At 64.8% G+C, this 18,207-nt stretch carries 14 protein-coding genes; 8 read left to right on the top strand and 6 right to left on the bottom strand.

Annotation, left to right across the window (positions count from 1 at the left end; genetic code table 11):
- Positions 1-3 precede the first annotated feature (3 nt).
- Positions 4-240, top strand: a complete 237-nt coding sequence (locus tag NCT05_RS07145; RefSeq protein ID WP_008350092.1) for a hypothetical protein — start codon at positions 4-6, stop codon at positions 238-240.
- A 72-nt stretch (positions 241-312) separates the two neighbouring features.
- Here NCT05_RS07145 and def read toward each other — a convergent pair whose 3' ends face one another.
- The 5 genes from def to NCT05_RS07120 form a co-directional block, all read right to left on the bottom strand.
- Complete coding sequence (def, locus tag NCT05_RS07140) at positions 313-846, bottom strand: peptide deformylase (protein ID WP_008350093.1); 534 nt, start codon at positions 844-846, stop codon at positions 313-315.
- Positions 843-2,921: an NAD-dependent DNA ligase LigA gene (gene ligA / locus NCT05_RS07135; RefSeq protein ID WP_008350094.1), complete on the bottom strand. Its 2,079-nt coding sequence runs from the start codon at positions 2,919-2,921 to the stop codon at positions 843-845. The genes def and ligA overlap by 4 nt, the downstream gene beginning before the upstream one ends.
- A 192-nt stretch (positions 2,922-3,113) precedes the next feature.
- Entirely contained in the window at positions 3,114-4,373 is a 1,260-nt protein-coding gene (locus tag NCT05_RS07130) for a cell division protein ZipA C-terminal FtsZ-binding domain-containing protein (RefSeq protein ID WP_008350095.1), read from the bottom strand.
- A gap of 175 nt (positions 4,374-4,548) precedes the next feature.
- On the bottom strand, positions 4,549-8,064 hold the full coding sequence (smc, locus tag NCT05_RS07125) for a chromosome segregation protein SMC (RefSeq protein ID WP_250456411.1): 3,516 nt from the start codon (positions 8,062-8,064) through the stop codon (positions 4,549-4,551).
- A gap of 124 nt (positions 8,065-8,188) precedes the next feature.
- Positions 8,189-9,163, bottom strand: coding sequence for a DMT family transporter (locus tag NCT05_RS07120; RefSeq protein WP_034472151.1), 975 nt, complete (start codon positions 9,161-9,163; stop codon positions 8,189-8,191).
- A gap of 193 nt (positions 9,164-9,356) precedes the next feature.
- On the opposite strand from NCT05_RS07120, the gene dapC reads away from it, so the two are divergent.
- The 6 genes from dapC (at position 9,357) to cls (ending at position 15,606) form a co-directional block, all read left to right on the top strand.
- Positions 9,357-10,574 (top strand): succinyldiaminopimelate transaminase, encoded by a 1,218-nt coding sequence (gene dapC / locus NCT05_RS07115; RefSeq protein WP_250501991.1) that lies wholly within the window; start codon positions 9,357-9,359, stop codon positions 10,572-10,574.
- Positions 10,575-10,625: 51 nt separating this feature from the next.
- Entirely contained in the window at positions 10,626-11,465 is an 840-nt protein-coding gene (gene dapD, locus NCT05_RS07110) for a 2,3,4,5-tetrahydropyridine-2,6-dicarboxylate N-succinyltransferase (protein WP_175979978.1), read from the top strand.
- Between the two features lie 2 nt (positions 11,466-11,467).
- The gene (locus tag NCT05_RS07105; protein ID WP_008350107.1) at positions 11,468-11,839 is read left to right on the top strand and encodes an ArsC family reductase; all 372 of its coding nucleotides are present in this window, start codon (positions 11,468-11,470) and stop codon (positions 11,837-11,839) included.
- Between the two features lie 95 nt (positions 11,840-11,934).
- Positions 11,935-13,071, top strand: coding sequence for a succinyl-diaminopimelate desuccinylase (dapE, locus tag NCT05_RS07100; protein WP_175979977.1), 1,137 nt, complete (start codon positions 11,935-11,937; stop codon positions 13,069-13,071).
- Between the two features lie 30 nt (positions 13,072-13,101).
- Positions 13,102-13,986, top strand: a complete 885-nt coding sequence (gene prmB, locus NCT05_RS07095; protein WP_250501990.1) for a 50S ribosomal protein L3 N(5)-glutamine methyltransferase — start codon at positions 13,102-13,104, stop codon at positions 13,984-13,986.
- Positions 13,987-14,115: 129 nt separating this feature from the next.
- Complete coding sequence (gene cls, locus NCT05_RS07090; RefSeq protein WP_033537247.1) at positions 14,116-15,606, top strand: cardiolipin synthase; 1,491 nt, start codon at positions 14,116-14,118, stop codon at positions 15,604-15,606.
- A gap of 6 nt (positions 15,607-15,612) precedes the next feature.
- Here the strand turns inward: cls and NCT05_RS07085 are convergent, their stop codons facing one another.
- Positions 15,613-16,104 carry a glutathione peroxidase gene (locus NCT05_RS07085; RefSeq protein WP_008350115.1) on the bottom strand — a complete coding sequence of 164 codons (492 nt, stop codon included), beginning with the start codon at positions 16,102-16,104 and terminating at the stop codon, positions 15,613-15,615.
- 155 nt (positions 16,105-16,259) lie between these two features.
- On the opposite strand from NCT05_RS07085, the gene NCT05_RS07080 reads away from it, so the two are divergent.
- Positions 16,260-18,200, top strand: a complete 1,941-nt coding sequence (locus NCT05_RS07080) for an ATP-binding cassette domain-containing protein (protein WP_250501989.1) — start codon at positions 16,260-16,262, stop codon at positions 18,198-18,200.
- Positions 18,201-18,207 lie beyond the last annotated feature (7 nt).

The following is an 18,207-nucleotide window of genomic DNA, read 5'->3' as shown; positions in this document are numbered from 1 at the left end:
GCCATGTCAGTTGAGATCATCGTTCGTGAGACGGGAACCGGTCTGGAGATCGTGAGTGGCCGGCGGCGGCTCGAAGCCCTCCTCGCCCTGCGCGACGAAGTCGTCGTGACGAGCCCCGGCGTGGGTGAAATGGTGATCGCCCGTCTGCCCGACGGACGCCTGCAGGCATCCGCGAATCCGGAGCATGTCGCGCTGTTTCGTCAACCCGACGTCAGCGGCAATCCGAAAACGTTGGCGTAAAGAAAAAGCCGCTTCTGGCGAAAGCGGCTCTCCGTATTCAGGCTGATTCGTTGCGATTCCAACCGCGCGGCGTCAGTCGTCGCGCGCGGGATCGAGACCCGGAAACAGCACTTCGGTGAAGCCGAACTTCGAAAAGTCGGTGATACGCATCGGATAGAGCTTGCCGATCAGATGGTCGCACTCGTGCTGCACGACGCGCGCGTGAAAGCCCTCCGCGAGCCGTTCGATGGCTTTGCCGTACTGATCGAAACCCTGATAGCGGATCATCGAGAAACGCTGCACCGCGCCGCGCAAACCCGGCACGGACAGACAGCCTTCCCAACCCTCCTCCATGTCGTGTCCGTTCGGCGTGATGATCGGATTGATGAGGACCGTCTCCGGCACCGACGGCGCGTCCGGATAACGCTCGTTCTGCCCGAAGCCGAAGATCACCACCTGCAGATCGACGCCGATCTGCGGCGCGGCCAGCCCCGCGCCGTTGGCGTCGCGCATCGTATCGAACATATCCTGCACGAGCGCGTGCAGTTCGGGCGTGTCGAAATGCTCGACCGGCTGCGCGATACGCAAAAGCCGCGGATCGCCCATCTTCAGGATTTCGCGAATCATGGAGTGACTCCTTCCAAAAGCTTACGCATGGCCTCTTCGTCGAGAACAGGAACCCCGAGTTCCTCCGCCTTGGCGAGCTTGCTGCCCGCTTCCGCGCCCGCCACGACGTAGTCGGTCTTTTTCGATACGGAACCGGCAACCTTCGCACCCGCCGACTCCAGCATTTCCTTCGCTTCCTCGCGCGATAGCGTGGGCAGCGTGCCCGTCAGCACGACGGTCTTGCCGGCCAGCACGCCCTGCGGCGCTTTCGGCGCGGGCGGCCCTTCCGGCCACGACACCTTGACGCGCAACTGCTCGATCACATGCTTGTTGTGTTCTTCGCTGAAGAAATTGTGGATGGCCTCGGCGACGATCGGCCCGACATCGTTGACTTCGAGCAGCTCTTCGACCGAAGCAGCCATGATCGGATCGAGCGAGCCGAAATGCTTCGCGAGATCCTTCGCCGTCGATTCGCCCACGTGCCGGATGCCGAGCGCATAGATGAAGCGCGCGAGCGTCGTCTTCCTCGCTTTTTCGAGCGAATCGATCAGGTTCTGCGCGGATTTGTCGGCGAAACGGTCGAGTGCCGCGAGCGTCGAAAAGCCGAGATTAAACAGATCCGCGGGCGTACGCACGAGATTCTGCTCGACGAGTTGATCGATGATCTTCTCACCTAGCCCGTCGATATCGAGCGCGCGGCGCTGCGCGAAGTGCCACAGTGCCTGCTTGCGCTGAGCGGGACAGAACAACCCGCCCGTGCAGCGCGCGATCGCCTCGTCCGGCAGGCGCTCGATCTTCGAGCCGCAGACGGGGCACTCCGTCGGCATGACGAATTCGCGCGCGTCGGCGGGACGGCGCTCAAGAATGGCGCCGACGACTTCGGGGATCACGTCGCCCGCGCGGCGCACCGTGACCGTATCGCCGATGCGGATGTCCTTGCGCCGCACTTCGTCCTCGTTGTGCAACGTCGCGTTCGTGACCGTCGCACCGCCGACGAACACCGGCGCGAGACGCGCGACCGGCGTGATCGCGCCCGTTCGACCGACCTGCACGTCGATGGCGAGCAGTTGCGTCAGCGCTTCCTGCGCCGGGAATTTGTGCGCGAGCGCGAAACGCGGCGCGCGCGACACGAAGCCGAGCTTATCCTGCTCGTCGCGGCGGTCGACCTTGTAGACGACGCCGTCGATGTCGTACGGCAGCTTCTCGCGCTTCTCGCCGATCCGGTGGAAGAAGGCGAGCAAACCGTCGGCGCCTTCGACCACGGCGCGCTCCGCATTCACCGGCAAGCCCATTTCCTTGTACCAGTCGAGCAACGCGGCGTGCGTCGCGGGCATCTCCGCGCCTTCGAGCACGCCAATGCCATAAGCGAAGAACGACAGCGAACGCTGCGCGGTCATCTTCGGATCGAGCTGACGCAAGCCGCCCGCCGCCGCGTTGCGCGGATTCGCGAACTCGCGCTGGCCCGCTTCGCGCTGACGCGCATTCAGGCGCTCGAAATCGCGCTTGAACATCAGCACTTCGCCGCGCACGTCGAGCCGTTTCGGCACGTTCTTGCCCTTCAGCGTGAGCGGAACCGAGCGGATGGTGCGTACGTTCGCCGTCACGTCCTCGCCCGTCGCGCCGTCGCCGCGCGTCGCGGCCTGCACGAAATGGCCGTCCTCGTAACGCAGGGAAATGGCGAGGCCATCGAACTTGAGCTCGCACGCATATTCGACGCTCGCGTGGCCCAGCGCGTCGGACACGCGCTTGTCGAATGCGGCGATGTCCTCGTCCGCGAAGCCGTTGTTGAGCGAAAGCATCGGCACGTCATGGACGACCGGCGTGAATCCTTCGGCGACTTCGCCGCCCACGCGCTGCGTCGGCGAATCCGGCGTGATCAGATCCGGATGCTCGGTCTCGATGCCCTGAAGTTCCTTGAAGAGCGTGTCGTACTCGGCGTCGGGCAGATCCGGCTGATCCAGTACGTAATACGCGTAGTTCGCGCGTTCCAGTTCCGAACGCAGCCACGCCGCGCGCTCGGCCGGACGAGCGGCGCTGGGCACGGCGGCGCCCGACTTCGCGGTCGCGGCGGATTCGGCTTTTGATTTTGCGGACATGCGGCTTCGAGAAAGTAGGTAAGTCAGTCAACCGACCGTTCGATTGTCTCAGAAGATCGGTAAATCGTGGCCTCGGCCAAACGGCCTAAGTGCGGGCGTCGGTGCGGCGGCGCGCACGCAAAGAAAAGCGCCCCGGCTGGGGCGCGATTCTCCTGGCAAGCAAGCGCCTTGCCGACTGCGCGCAGCAAAAAGTTACTGGCTGAAAAGACGCCGCGTCGCGGGCGAGCCGGCCGGAATGCCCGCCTGCTCCAGCTTCGCGTAGAGCGTCATCAACTGCTTCTCGATGGCGAGCAGCGCGGACTCCGGCAAGGGCCGGCGCTGGTCGTCGACGACACGCGCGCCGATACGCTCCGACAGCGACTTCGCGTAATCGCACATCAGGCGGAACGGCAGGATGTCTTCGTCGGCGACGGGCACGTCGAGCACCAGCGTGATCATCTGGCCGCCCTTGTAGGTGAGGTCGTCGCGCAGGAAGTTCGTGTCGCCGAACTGGAGCATGAAGACCGGATTCTGCTTCGCGTCGAGTTTGACGAAGCGCGTGCCGTCGCGCGAGAGCAAAAGGCCGTCTTGCGACGCCACCGCCTGCACGTAGTTCGCGGACCACGGCGCGCCGTCGGAGAGGATGTTGATCGAGAGCTGCGCGTCGCATTGCGCGGCAAACGCGTCCAGCTCGCGCGCCATGCCGACGGTTTCCATCATGTCGGGGAATTCGGGCGCGCCGTCGATGGCGTCGGCAAGCCGCTGCACGCCGGTCACGAACTCCGAGAATTCGAGTTCGTTGAGCGGGCCGCTGCGGTTCGCGAGCTGGGCGGCCGCGCGCAACTCCTCGTAGCGCACGCCGTTTCGCGGCAACTCCCACGCGCTGTCGCCTTCGGCCTTGCCTTCGATCGTCACGGGCTTCGTGCCCGCGCGGCGCAGGCGCTGCGCAAGCGGAATCACGCGATCGCCCGCAACCGGCGCGGCGAGGCGAATCGGCACGACACAATCGATGCGGCGATCGACGACCGCCGGCGGCGCCTGCGAAATCGTCGTCGCGGCGGGCATCACCGGTTCGGTGCGCTCGTCTTCGGTGGCACTTGGCGCTTCCTCGGACGCGCCATTGGCGGACGTCGCCTCGGCCTGGAGATCGACGGCGGTATCGGCAGGCGCGACGGGAGCCGCCGCCGTCGACTCGTTCGCCGTGCCGAAGCTCGGCTCGACACGCGTATCGCGCGGTTCGGCATCGGCGCCATCGGCGCCGCCCGCTACGGGCTCGCGCCGCGACTGACGCACGGGCTCGATGAACGGCTGCTCGTCGTCCGCTTCCTGGCGCGCAAGCGCATCCGCCGCTTCGTCCGGCATCGGACGCGGCATCTTGCGACGCACCTTCGCGCTCTGCCACGCGTTGTACACGACCACGCCGCCCACCACCACGGCTCCGGCTCCAATCAAACCGAGTGTCAACTCGTCCATGCAGGCTCCATCATTCTTTTAAGTTACGAAGCGCCGCGCGATCTGTCGCGCGCATCGCCGCGTTCCGGCTTCTCGCCGCCGCCTGGCCGATGCGCGCCACTCCGCGCCTTGACGCACGCTGCCGGAAACCTCGTCCGGCCCTTTCACTCAATCAAACTCTCGCGAGCGCGATGCTTCAGCCGTTCTGCGCGAAGCCCGCCGCCGCCTCCATGTCCACCGCGACGATGCGCGACACGCCCTGCTCCTGCATCGTCACGCCGATTAGTTGCTGCGCCATTTCCATCGCGATCTTGTTGTGCGAGATGAACAGGAACTGCGTCTTGGCCGACATCGCGCGCACGAGGTTCGCGAAGCGCTCGGTGTTGGCGTCGTCGAGCGGCGCGTCGACTTCGTCGAGCAGACAGAACGGCGCAGGGTTCAACTGGAACATCGCGAACACGAGCGCGGTCGCGGTCAGCGCCTTTTCGCCGCCCGAAAGCAGGTGAATCGTCGAATTCTTCTTGCCGGGCGGCTGCGCCATGACCTGCACGCCGGCGTCGAGGATTTCATCGCCGGTCATGATGAGCTTCGCCTGACCGCCGCCGAAAAGGCGCGGGAACAGTTCGCCGAAGTGACGGTTCACTTCGTCGAAGGTGCCTTGCAGCAGCGCGCGCGTTTCCTGATCGATCTTCTGGATCGCGTCTTCCAGCGTGCCGATGGCGTCGTTCAGATCCGCGGACTGCGCGTCGAGGAAATGCTTGCGCTCGGTCGCTGCCGCGAGTTCCTCGAGCGCGGCCATGTTGACCGGGCCGAGCGCGTTGATCGCGTTGTTCAGCCGCGTGACTTCGCCCTGCAGATACGACGGCTTCATGTCCGGCGTGAGCTTTTCGGCGAGCTCGGCTTCATCGACGCCGGCTGCCTGCAACTGCTCGACGAACTGCTCGCCGCTGATGCGCGCCGCCTGCTCCTTCAGTTGCAACTCGTTGATCTTGTCGCGCAGCGGCTGCAGCGAACGTTCGGCCATGAGGCGCTGCTCGTCGGCCTGACGCAGACGCGCGGTCAGATCGTCAAGTTCGACGCGCGCCGCATGCAGCGCTTCCTCGCGCGCCGCGCGCACTTCGAGCGCGTCCTGCAGGCCGGTCTGCGCGGTCTGTTCGTTGATGGTTTCGAGTTCGGCGCGCGCGTCTTCCAGCGTGCCCGCGATGCGCTCGCTCTGATCGTGCGCCGTCTCGATATTGCGCTTGTATTCGTCGATCTTCGCGGCGAGGCCGCGCACGGCGAAGCTGGCATCGCTCGCGGCGCGTTCCAGTTCGCGCAGTTCGTGGCGCGCGTTCGTGAGTTCCTCGTCGAGCGACTCGAACGCAAGCTGGTTGTCTTCGAAACGCGCCTGCAATTGCGCGATTTCGCCATCGTGACGTTCGAACGCGGCTTCCGATTCGGCGCGCAAGGCACGCTGCTCGTCGACCTGCGCGGCGATCTCTTCGAGCTCCTCGCCGATCTGCGTGTTGCGCTGCGTATAGCGTTCGTGCGCCTGCGCGAGCTTGAGCACGTCCATCTGCAACGCGTGCACGCGCTGCGTCGCGCGTTCAGCGGCGGCGCGCGCTTCCGCGAGCGTCTGCGAGCCTTGCGTGTGGGCGGCATCGGCACGCACGGCGTTGGCCTTGGCTTCATCGGACAGCAAAGCCTGCGCGCGCACCTGCTTCGTCAGATTCTCGATTTCCTGCGCACGCGCGAGCATGCCCGACTGCTCGGAATCCGACGCGTAAAGCTGCACGCCCACGCGCGTCACGATATGCCCCGCCTTCACGACGAACGCGGCGCCATCCGGCAACTGATTGCGCGAAGCGAGCGCCTGCGCGAGATCGTCGGCGACGAAAGTCGTGGCGAGCCATTCGTTGAGCACGGCGCGCAGGCCCGGATCGTCGATGCGCACGAGCGACAGCAGCGAGCGCAAGCCTTGCGGCGCGTCGACCGGCTTGCCCGCGACGGGCGGCGAGTAGAACGCGAGCTTGGCGGGCGGCGCATCCGTGGCGAACGCCTTGACCCAATCCAGATTCGATACTTCCAGCGCGGCGAGACGCTCCCGCAGCACGGATTCGAGCGCCGCTTCCCAGCCGGTCTCGACGTGCAGCTTCTTCCACAGACGCGGCAGCGCGCCGAGCTCGTGCTTGTCGAGCCACGGCTGGACCTTGCCTTCCGTCTGCACGCTTTCCTGAAGCTGCTTCAACGCGGCGAGGCGCGCTTCGAGCTGATGGATCTGCGCGCTTTCCTTCTGCACGCGTTCCTGCGCGGCGCGGCGCTCGGCGTCCAGACGCGGCACGGTTTCCTGCGCATCGGCGAGACGCGCTTGTGCTTCGGCGAGAATCTCTTCGTTTTCCGCGAGCTGCATGCGCAACTCTTCGAGATGCGCTTCGTCGGGCGCATCCAGACCGCTCGCCTCGCTCTTCAGACGCTCCTGACGCTGCTGCAATTGCTGAAGCTGCTGATCCGCGTTGCGCTGATGCGCCGCTTCGAGCTTGAGCGCCTGTTCGGCGCGCGCGATGCCCGCGCGCTCTTCGTTCAATTGCGCTTGCGCGTCGCGCCAGCGCGCTTCGAGCGCGGGGAGCGCGTCGTGTTTCGCGGCGGCATTTTCCTGCGCGATCGCGGCCTTTTCTTCGCCTTCGGCGAGCGCTTCGGTCGCGGTATCGATTTCGTCGCGCGCCTTTTGCGCCTGCACCTGCCATTGCTCGCGCTGCGCGGTGAGCGCGGCGATCTGCGCCTGCACGCGATTGCGCGACTCGACGATAAAGCGGATCTCCGCTTCGAGCCTGCTCACTTCGGCATTGGCTTCGTAGAGCGAGCCTTGCGCGCCTTGCATCGCGTCGCTCGCGCTGTAGTGCGCGACGCGCAGCGTTTCCAGTTGCGCTTCGACTTCACGCAGACGCGCCGTCTGCGCTTCGAGCTCGACCTGGGCCTCGCGAATGGCGCGCTGCTGACGCTCGGCTTCGTTGCCCGCTTCCTTCTTGCGCAAGAGCCACAGAAGGCGTTGCTTCTCTTCGCCTTCGGCCTGCAGTTCCTTGTACTTCGTCGCGACGACCGCCTGCGCTTCGAGCTTTTCGAGGTTCGTCGACAGCTCGCGGATGATGTCTTCGACGCGCGTCAGGTTCTCGCGCGTGTCATGCAGACGGTTCTCCGTCTCGCGGCGGCGCTCCTTGTACTTCGACACGCCCGCGGCTTCTTCGAGGAACACGCGCAGCTCTTCGGGCTTCGCCTCGATGATGCGCGCGATCATGCCCTGCCCGATGATCGCGTAGGCGCGCGGGCCGAGACCCGTGCCGAGGAAGATGTCCTGTATGTCGCGACGGCGCGCGGGCAGATTGTTGATGTAGTAGCTGGAAGTGCCGTCGCGCGTGAGCACGCGCTTCACGGCGATTTCGCCGTAGGCGCTCCATTGACCGGCGGCGCGGCCGTCGCCGTTATCGAAAATGAGTTCGACGCTAGCCCGGCTGCCGGGTTTGCGCGCCGTCGATCCGTTGAAGATCACGTCCTGCATCGATTCGCCGCGCAACTCGGAGGCGCGCGATTCGCCGAGCACCCAGCGCACGGCATCGATGATATTGGACTTGCCACAGCCGTTCGGCCCGACGACGCCGACCAGTTGGCCGGGGACCTGGAAATGCGTGGGATCGACGAAGGACTTGAAGCCAGCGAGTTTTATCGAGGTCAGACGCACGGCGATATCGCTGTTTTGAATGAGTGACGGAGGATATATGGCGGACAGGCCGCAGCGCGGCCCGTCGTTTCCCGGCCGCGCGGCAGTGAAGCACCATCAACTGGCCCGGCGAAAGCGGACTCCATCATACCATCGCGCGAGTCGATTTCTTTTTGCTTTCCGGCACTTCTATCGCGATGTCGGACGCTGCGGACGAAGGCGAGCGCGCTGCCCGCGGCCGATGCACCCACGCCGACAGCACGCATGCAACGACGATGCACGCGCCGCCCGCCCATTCTCGCGCGCCGGGGACTTCGCCTGCGAAGAGCCACGCCGACAGCGCCGTGACGACGAGTTCGAACAGCATGATGATCGACGCACGATTGGCCGGCACGCGCGCGAGGCCGAGTTGCACGATCATGTTGTTGCCGGCGAGCACGACGCCCAGCCCGATCACGATCAGGCTCACGGTCGGCAAGAGAGCGGCTGCGGGCGGCGCGGGCATCGGCTCGAACAGCGTGACGATGGACGCGATGAGCGCCGCGCCGCCGAAGATCACCGCCGTGCGCATCTCGGGCTTCATCGCGGGCAGCGTACGGGTGACTTTCACGACGAGCACGTTGCTCATCGCGAAGCCCATGCCGCCCATCAGACCCGACCATTCGGCGAGATCGGCCGGCAGCGGCATGCCGAGTTCGGGCGACCAGAGCATGGTGACCGCGCCCGCGAGCGAGAGGAGCGAGAGCGCGGCGTCGGCGCGCGTGAGACGCTCTTTCAGGATGAAGTGCGCGAAGATCGCGGTCCACGCGGGCGTCAGATAGAAGAGCAGCAGCACGCGCATCACCTGACCGTGGATCGCGCCCCACACGAAACCGATATTGGTCACGCCCGCGGCCACGCCGAGCCCGACGAGCAGCCAGTGCCACGACAGCGTACTGATCGAGCGGCGTTTCGCGACGAGCACGAAGACGCACGCGGCGGCGCTCGTCGTCGCGCTCGCGGCCGTGCCGGAGAGGCCCATGGCGGCAAGCATCCGCATTGGATACCAGACGAGGCCCCACACCGACGCGCCGAGCATGATTGCGAGCGTCGGCCATGCGTTGCGCACACTGCTCGTCATCGAGATGGTCCTTGCATTGCGTCCGGCATCGCTCGTGTTTTCGTCCTTCGTGGCGCGCGCCGCCCGCCGTTTCCGGCGCGACGCCACGCGCTATAATCGTGAGTTCGTTTCACGTCCGTTCGATTCTTCCGATTGCCGCGCTCGCAGGCGCTTCTCGCCTCGCGCGCATCGCTCACTGCTTACCGGTCACGCCGTGAATCCACTTCTCGAGAAACTTCAGTCTTATCCATTCGAAAAGCTTCGTCTGCTCTTCAAGGGCATCGAGCCGCGCGCGGGATTCACGCCGATCAGCTTCGGCATCGGCGAGCCGAAGCATCCGACGCCCGCGCTGATCCGCGATGCGGTGATCGATTCGCTCGACGGCCTCGCGAGCTACCCGGCGACGCTCGGCAGCGAGCCGTTGCGCCGCGCGATCGCGGCATGGGTGATGCAGCGTTACGGCCTCGAATCGATCGATCCGGCAACCGAAGTGCTGCCTGTCTCCGGCTCGCGCGAGGCGCTTTTCGCGCTCGCGCAGACCGTGATCGACAGCCGCACGGACAAGGCCGCAGAACCGCCCATCGTACTCTGTCCGAACCCGTTCTATCAAATCTACGAAGGCGCGGCCCTGCTCGCGGGCGCCGAGCCGTACTTCGTCAACAGCGATCCGGCGCGCAACTTCGCGTGCGATTACTCGGCGGTGCCCGAAGAGATCTGGGCGCGCACGCAACTGCTCTACGTCTGCTCGCCGGGCAACCCGACGGGCGCCGTGCTCACGCTCGAAAACTGGCGCGAACTCTTCGCGCTGTCGGACAGGCACGGCTTCGTGATCGCATCGGACGAGTGTTATTCGGAGATCTATTTCGACGAAAGCAATCCGCCGCTCGGCGGCCTCGAAGCCGCGCGGCTGCTCGATCGCAACTTCGACCGTCTCGTGATGCTGTCGAGCCTGTCCAAGCGCTCGAACGTGCCGGGCATGCGTTCGGGCTTCGTCGCGGGCGATGCGTCGATCCTGAAGGACTTCCTGCTCTATCGCACGTATCACGGCGCGGCGCTGTCGACGGTGTTTCAGCGCGCGAGCATCGTCGCGTGGCAGGATGAAACGCACGTGCGCGACAACCGCGCGCAGTATCTGAAAAAATTCCAGACGGTCACGCCGATGCTCGCGGACGTCCTCGACGTGCGTTTGCCCGACGCCGCGTTCTACCTCTGGGCGAACGTTTCGGGCACCGGGCTCACCGATACCCAGTTCGCTGCACGCCTTTACGCCGACTATAATGTGACGGTTCTGCCGGGCTCCTTTCTCGCTCGCACGGCGCACGGCACGAATCCCGGCGAAGGTTTCGTGCGCATCGCGCTCGTCGCTGAAACCGGGGAATGTGTCGAAGGCGCTCGCCGCATCGTCGAATTCTGCCGCACGCTCAGTTCCTGACAAACGGTTCTGAAACGTAGCCGGCCCAACTACCCATCCTTGATACCAACTATGTCGCAACAACTTCAGAGCATCATCGATACCGCCTGGGAAAACCGCGCCGAGCTGTCGCCCAAGGCCGCGCCCGCCGAAGTCCGCGAAGCCGTCGCGCATGCGATCGAGCAGCTCGACAAAGGCCAGATGCGCGTCGCCGAAAAGCGCGATGGCGACTGGGTCGTGAATCAGTGGCTCAAGAAGGCCGTGCTGCTGTCGTTCCGACTGGAAGACAACGCGCCGATGCCTGCCGGTGGCGGGTCTTACAACTACACGCAGTTCTACGACAAGGTGCCCTCGAAGTTCGCGAACTACACGGCCGAAGACTTCGCGGCGGGCGGTTTCCGCGTCGTGCCGCCGGCCATCGCGCGCCGCGGCTCGTTCATCGCGAAGAACGTCGTGCTGATGCCGTCTTACACCAACATCGGCGCATATGTCGACGAAGGCACGATGGTCGATACGTGGGCGACCGTCGGCTCGTGCGCGCAGATCGGCAAGAACGTGCACCTGTCGGGCGGCGTGGGCATCGGCGGCGTGCTGGAGCCGCTGCAGGCGAACCCGGTCATCATCGAGGACAACTGCTTCATCGGCGCGCGTTCGGAGGTCGTGGAAGGCGTGATCGTCGAAGAGAATTCCGTCATCTCGATGGGCGTGTATCTCGGCCAGTCGACGAAGATCTACGATCGCGAAACCGGCGAAGTCACGTACGGCCGCATTCCGGCGGGCTCGGTCGTCGTCGCGGGCAACCTGCCGTCGAAGGACGGCTCGCACAGCCTGTACTGCGCGGTCATCGTGAAGAAGGTCGACGCCAAGACGCGCGCGAAAGTCGGCCTAAACGAACTGCTGCGAGGCGACTGATTTTGGCACGCGGATCCACCCCGACGACTGTCGTCTACGGCATTCCGAACTGCGACACGGTGAAGAAGGCGCGCGTGTGGCTGGAAGAGCACGGCGTGCCGTTCGAGTTTCACGACTTCAAGAAAGCCGGCGTGAACGAGAAGCTGGTTCAGGACTGGCTGAAGGACGTATCGCTCGATCAGCTCATCAACAAGCGCGGCACGACGTGGCGCGGCCTGTCGGACGTGCACAAGGCCGAAGCCGACACGACCAACGGCGCGATCGCGCTGATGATCCACAAGCCGTCGATCATCAAGCGGCCGGTCGTGGTGGTGAACGGACGCGTGAAGACGCTCGGATTTTCCGCCGAGCAGTACGAAACGCTCTTTGCCTGAGCCGACGCGATGACTGTGAATCCGACGGTCATCGCGAGCTTGCTACGAGTGCCGGCCCGCGCGCCGGCATTTTTTATCGCTGTGGAAAAAGAACCATGTCCGGCACCCTTTCCCTTACCGAAGCGCTGATCGAACGCGCATCCGTCACGCCCGACGACAAGGCTTGCCAGGCGCTCATGATCGAGCGGCTCGCGGCGATCGGCTTCGAATGCGAAACGATCGAATCGGGCGGCGTCACGAACCTGTGGGCCGTCAGGCGCGGCACGGACGCAAGCGGCAAGCTGCTCGCCTTCGCCGGCCATACCGACGTCGTGCCGACCGGCCCGCTCGAACAGTGGAGCTCGCCGCCCTTCACCCCGACGCATCGCGACGGCAAACTCTACGGTCGCGGCGCGGCGGACATGAAGGCGTCGCTCGCGGCGTTCGTCGTGTCGAGCGAGGAATTCGTCGCGCAGCATCCGGAACATCGCGGCACGCTCGCGTTTCTCATCACGAGCGATGAAGAAGGCCCCGCGACCGACGGCACGATCAAGGTCGTTCAAGCGCTGAAGGCGCGCGGCACGCGGCTCGATTACTGCATCGTCGGCGAGCCGACTTCGAACGCCACGCTCGGCGACATGGTCAAGAACGGCCGGCGCGGCTCGATGACGGGCAAGCTCGTCGTCAAGGGCGTGCAGGGGCATATCGCGTATCCGCATCTCGCGAAGAATCCGGTGCATCTGCTCGCGCCCGCGCTCGCCGAGCTCGTCGCCGAAAAATGGGACGACGGCAACGAATATTTCCCGCCGACAACCTGGCAAGTGTCGAACCTGCATTCGGGCACCGGCGCGACCAACATCATTCCCGGTCATGCCGACCTGATGTTCAACTTCCGCTTCTCGACCGCGAGCACGGTCGAGAGCCTGCAAAGCCGCGTCCACGCGATCCTTGACAAGCACGGCCTCGAATACGACCTGCAGTGGATCGTGAGCGGCCTGCCGTTTCTCACCCCGCGCGGTGCGCTGTCCGACGCGCTCGAAAAAGCCATCGCCGATGAAACCGGCGTGCGCACCGAGCTGTCTACCACGGGCGGCACGTCCGACGGACGCTTCATCGCGCAAATCTGCGATCAGGTCGTCGAATTCGGCCCGCCGAACGGCACGATCCACAAGATCGACGAGCATGTCGAAGTGCGCTTCATCGAACCGTTGAAGAACGTGTACCGCCGCGTGCTCGAAGCACTGATCGCCTAATTCAAATCCGACAATAAAAAGGAGCCTTCGATGGCGCTGCCCTTCACCACCGTGCGCGACCTGCTGCGCTTCGGCGTCTCGCGTTTCACCGAAGCGGGCTTGTCCTTCGGCCACGGCTCGTCCAATGCCTACGACGAAGCCGCGTATCTGATCCTGCATACGCTGCATCTGCCGCTCGACACGCTCGATCCGTTCCTCGACGCGCGCCTGCTCGACCACGAGATCGACGCGGTCATGAAAGTCATCGAGCGCCGCGCGAAGGAACGCATTCCCGCCGCGTACATCACGCAGGAAGCGTGGATGCACGGCCGCCGCTTTTACGTCGATGAACGCGTGATCGTGCCGCGCTCGTTCATCGGCGAGTTGCTGCAGGACGGCTTGCAGCCGTATGTGGCCGATCCGGATCAGGTCCCGCGCGTGCTCGAACTGTGCACCGGCTCGGGCTGCCTCGCGATTCTCGCGGCGCAGGCCTTCGAAAACGCCGATGTCGATGCCGTCGACATTTCCGCCGATGCGCTCGCGGTCGCGCGCCGCAATGTGGACGATTACGGTCTGGAAGAGCGCGTGAGCCTCTACGAAGGCGACCTGTACGCGCCGCTTCCCGAGGCGCGCTACGAGGTCATCATCACGAATCCGCCGTACGTCAACGCGGACGCGATGCAGGCGCTGCCGGCAGAGTACCGCCACGAACCCGAGCTCGCGCTCGCGGGCGGCGCGGACGGCATGGACGTGGTACGGCGCATCGTGCGCGACGCGGGCAAGTGGCTGACCGAGGACGGCGTGCTCGTCGTCGAGATCGGCAATGAGCGCCCGAATGTCGAAGCCGCGCTCGGCGGCCTCGATCTCGTCTGGCTCTCGACGAGCGCCGGCGACGACAACGTGTTCCTCATCCAGGCCGCCGACCTTCCGGCCTGAGCGTCCGCTTCTCCGTGAGCGGTCGTTGCGGCGGCGCAAGCGCTGCAACGATCGCTGACACTTCGCGTGGAAGGGTTGGGTAATATGGCAAATCGCCATTAGCCAAGCCCTTAGCTCCTTCCCGCGTCTATGCAAGCATCCGACTGGCTTCACCTCGGCACGCTCGTGATGGCCGCGCATGTGCTCGGCGTGATCGCCGCGATCCATGCCGTCATCAACACACGCACGTCGCAAGGCGCGGTCGCGTGGGCCGTGTCGCTCGTCGCGATGCCCTACTTCACGCTGATCCCGTATCTCTTCCTCGGCCGCAGCAAGTTCGCCGGCTATATCGACGAACGGCGGCTGGAAATCGAGATCCTGCGCAGCCGTTCGAAGCCTGCCGAATGGGATTCCGGCGCCCGCAGCGATGCGCCCGAAGCCGCTCCGCTCGTCGATTCCACCGGCGCGCGCGGCGAAATCGCGCCGGGGCCTGCCGCTTATCTCGGCAATCCGACGATCCGCACGCTGCAGCGCCTGTCCGGCATGCCGTTCTTGCGCGGCAACTCGGCCCGCGTGCTCATCAACGGCGACGCGACGTTCGCCGCGATTCTCGAAGCGATCGCCGGCGCCGAACGCTATGTGGTCGTGCAGTTCTTCATCGTGCGCGCCGATGCGCTCGGCGAAATGCTCAAGGACGCGCTCATCAAGAAAGCTCAGGCCGGCGTGCGCGTGTACTTCCTCTATGACAGCATCGGCAGCTTCGACCTGCCGCATCGCTACGTCAATGCGCTGCGGGCGGGCGGCGTCGAGGCGCATCCGTTCGCGGCCACCCGCAAGTTCGTGCACCGTTTCCAGATCAACTTCCGCAATCATCGGAAGATCGTCGTGGTGGACGGCAAATGCGCGTTCGTCGGCGGGCACAACGTGGGCGTCGAATATCTCGGCGGCAATCCGCGGCTTTCGCCGTGGCGCGACACGCATATCGAAGTGCGCGGCCCGGCGGTCGCGAGCATTCAGTTCGTGTTCACCGAAGACTGGTACTGGGCGACGCAACGCCTGCCGGAACTCGGCCCCGCGCCGCATTCCGGCGAGAACATGCACTGCATGGTGCTGTCGAGCGGCCCGGCGGACAAACAGGAAACCTGTTCGCTTTTCTTTGTCGAGGCGATCAACGCGGCGCGCGAGCGCATCTGGATCACATCGCCCTATCTGATTCCCGACGAAGCCGTGTTCTCGGCGCTGCGGCTCGCCGTGATGCGTGGCGTCGACGTACGCATCCTGATTCCGAGCCGGCGCGATCATCGCGTGGTGTTCGCGGCGTCACGGCTTTATGCGTACGACCTCGTGCAGGCGGGCGTTCGCATCTTCCGCTACAAGCCGGGATTTCTGCATCAGAAGGTCGTGCTCGTCGACGGCATCGCCGCGTCGATCGGCAGCGCGAATCTCGACAATCGCTCGTTTCGCCTGAACTTCGAGATCACGGTGCTGACCGTCGATCGCGCGTTCGCTAGCGAAGTGGAAACCATGCTGCTCGCCGACTTCGCGCATTCGTTCGAGATCGACGCCAATGACTATCGCGGCAAGGCCTTCTGGCGTCGCATGGCGATGCACGTCGCGCGGCTTTTCTCGCCGATTCTCTGAGCGGCGTCAGAGCAGCTTTTCGATGTCGTCGGTGATCGATTCCGGCTTGGTCTGCGGCGCATAGCGCTTGATGACCTTGCCACTGCGATCGACGAGAAACTTCGTGAAATTCCACTTGATCGCTTCGATGCCGAGCAGGCCCGGTTCCTTGTCCTTCAGATACTTGTAGAGCGGATGCGCGTTGGAGCCGTTCACCTCGATCTTCGCGAACATCGGAAACGTGACGCCGTAGTTTTGCTCGCAGAAAGCGCCGATTTGCCCGGCATCGCCCGGTTCCTGCTTGCCGAACTGGTTGCACGGAAAGCCGAGCACCTCGAAACCGCGCGCCGCGTACTGTCGATAAACCTCCTGCAAACCCTTGTACTGCGGTGTGAATCCGCATTCGCTCGCCGTATTCACGATGAGCAGAACCTTGCCGCGGTACTTGTCGAGGCTGACGGTCGCGCCGTCGAGTGTTTCGGCCGAGAAGCCGTAGATGCCTTCGCTGGCTGTGCTCATGGCGTGCTCCGGAAAAATTCGATGAAAGTCACGCGATGCTAACCCGTCGCGCGTTCGCCCGCCATTAGCCGAACGGCCGACCCCTGCCGCGCAATCGGTCCGGTCTAAAATAGCGCTTTCCCTCAAAGCCGCGCCCTTTTCGCCGCCATTCCGACGTGATCCGCTTCAACCAGTTCAGCCTGTCCCGCGGCACCAAGCCGCTTTTCGAAGACACGAGCTTCACGCTCAATCCGGGCGAGAAGGCCGGTCTCGTCGGCGCAAACGGCGCGGGCAAGTCGACGCTCTTTTCCGTGCTGCGCGGCGAATTGCACGCGGACGGCGGCGATTTTTCGATGCCGCCGTCGTGGCGCATCGCGCACGTCGCGCAGGAAACGCCCGCCGTGGATCGCAGCGCACTCGACTACACGCTCGACGGCGACACGCATCTGCGTGCGATCGAGGCGCGCATCGTGGCCGCGTCCGCCGCGCATGACGGCGCGGCCGAAGCGGAAGCCCACGCCGCCTTCGCCGATGCCGACGGCTACACGGCGCCCGCGCGCGCCGAAACGCTGCTGCTCGGTCTCGGCTTCACGCTCGAGCAGACGCGCGAGCCGGTGTCGAGCTTCTCGGGCGGCTGGCGCATGCGCCTGAATCTCGCGCAGGCGCTGATGTGTCCGTCCGATCTGCTGCTGCTCGACGAACCGACCAACCACCTGGACCTCGACGCCATCGTCTGGCTGGAAGACTGGCTCGGGCGCTATCCGGGCACGCTCGTCGTGATCTCGCACGACCGTGAGTTCCTCGATTCGGTCTGCAACGTCACGCTGCATCTGGAAAATCGTCAGGTGAAGCGCTACGGCGGCAACTACAGCCAGTTCGAAGTGCTGCGCGCGCAGCAGATCGCGCTGCAACAAAGCGCGTACGAGAAGCAGCAAAGGACAGTCGCGCATCTGCAGAGTTTCATCGACCGATTCAAGGCCAAGGCGACCAAAGCCAAGCAGGCGCAAAGCCGCGTGAAGGCGCTGGAGAAGATGGAGCTGATCGCGCCCGCGCACGCAACCTCGCCCTTCACGTTCGAATTCCGCGAGCCCGACGCCGCGCCGAATCCGATGATGGTCATGGAGAGCGTGCGTTGCGGCTATCTCAACGACGCGGGCGGCGAGATTCCAATCGTCGAAGGCGTGACGCTGTCGATCCAGAACGGCCAGCGCATCGGCTTGCTCGGCGCGAACGGTCAGGGGAAATCGACGCTCATCAAGACGCTCGCGCAGACGCTCGAACCGCTTTCCGGCGACGTCCGGCAGGGCAAAGGCTTGCAGATCGGCTATTTCGCGCAGCACCAACTGGAAACGCTGCGCCCGGACGATTCCCCGCTCCAGCATCTCGCGCGCCTCGCACCCGACACGCGCGAGCAGGAACTGCGCGACTTTCTCGGCAGCTTCAACTTCTCCGGCGACATGGCGACCGCGAAGATCGCGCCCTTTTCCGGCGGCGAGAAGGCGCGGCTCGCGCTGGCGCTCATCATCTGGCAAAAGCCGAATCTGCTGCTGCTCGACGAGCCGACCAACCACCTCGACCTCGAAACGCGCCACGCGCTGACCATGGCGCTCGCGCAGTTCGAAGGCACGCTCATGCTCGTGTCGCACGACCGGCACTTGCTGCGCGCGACGACCGACACGTTCATGCTCGTCGCGAAGCATCGCCTGAGTCCGTTCGACGGCGATCTCGACGACTACCGCGACTGGCTTCTGCAGCACGCCGCCGAAACGCGCGCGGCGGCGAAGGAAGCGAGCGCCGCGGCCTCGGGCGAGGCGTCCGAAAGCGCGCTGAATCGCAAGGAACAGCGCCGGCAGGAAGCTCAGGAACGGCAAAAGCTTGCGCATCTGACGAAGCCGCTCAAGTCGCGCATCGCCAAGATCGAGAAAGAGATGGAAAAGCTCAACGCGGAAAAATCGGCACTCGATGCGTTCGTCGCCGATCCGGCGAGCTACGAAGCGCCGATGAAAGCGAAACTCACTGAGACGATCCGACGCCAGGGCGACGTGAATGCGCGCCTCGAAACGCTCGAAATGGAGTGGCTCGAAGCGCACGAGGAACTGGAGCAGATCGGCTCATAACCGGAGA

The sequence above is a fragment of the Caballeronia sp. AZ7_KS35 genome (genome assembly GCF_023631045.1).
Lineage (GTDB): Bacteria > Pseudomonadota > Gammaproteobacteria > Burkholderiales > Burkholderiaceae > Caballeronia > Caballeronia zhejiangensis.
Note: the sequence above shows the minus strand (reverse complement) of the source record. Positions and strands in the feature narration are given on the sequence as shown.

Bases quoted from the DNA above. Each gene is read 5' to 3' on its own strand.
- NCT05_RS07145 (WP_008350092.1), top strand. From the start codon at position 4: ATGTCAGTTGAGATCATCGTTCGTGAGACGGGAACCGGTCTGGAGATC.
- def (WP_008350093.1), bottom strand. From the start codon at position 846: ATGATTCGCGAAATCCTGAAGATGGGCGATCCGCGGCTTTTGCGTATC.
- ligA (WP_008350094.1), bottom strand. From the start codon at position 2,921: ATGTCCGCAAAATCAAAAGCCGAATCCGCCGCGACCGCGAAGTCGGGC.
- NCT05_RS07130 (WP_008350095.1), bottom strand. From the start codon at position 4,373: ATGGACGAGTTGACACTCGGTTTGATTGGAGCCGGAGCCGTGGTGGTG.
- NCT05_RS07120 (WP_034472151.1), bottom strand. From the start codon at position 9,163: ATGACGAGCAGTGTGCGCAACGCATGGCCGACGCTCGCAATCATGCTC.
- dapD (WP_175979978.1), top strand. From the start codon at position 10,626: ATGTCGCAACAACTTCAGAGCATCATCGATACCGCCTGGGAAAACCGC.
- dapE (WP_175979977.1), top strand. From the start codon at position 11,935: ATGTCCGGCACCCTTTCCCTTACCGAAGCGCTGATCGAACGCGCATCC.
- prmB (WP_250501990.1), top strand. From the start codon at position 13,102: ATGGCGCTGCCCTTCACCACCGTGCGCGACCTGCTGCGCTTCGGCGTC.
- cls (WP_033537247.1), top strand. From the start codon at position 14,116: ATGCAAGCATCCGACTGGCTTCACCTCGGCACGCTCGTGATGGCCGCG.
- NCT05_RS07085 (WP_008350115.1), bottom strand. From the start codon at position 16,104: ATGAGCACAGCCAGCGAAGGCATCTACGGCTTCTCGGCCGAAACACTC.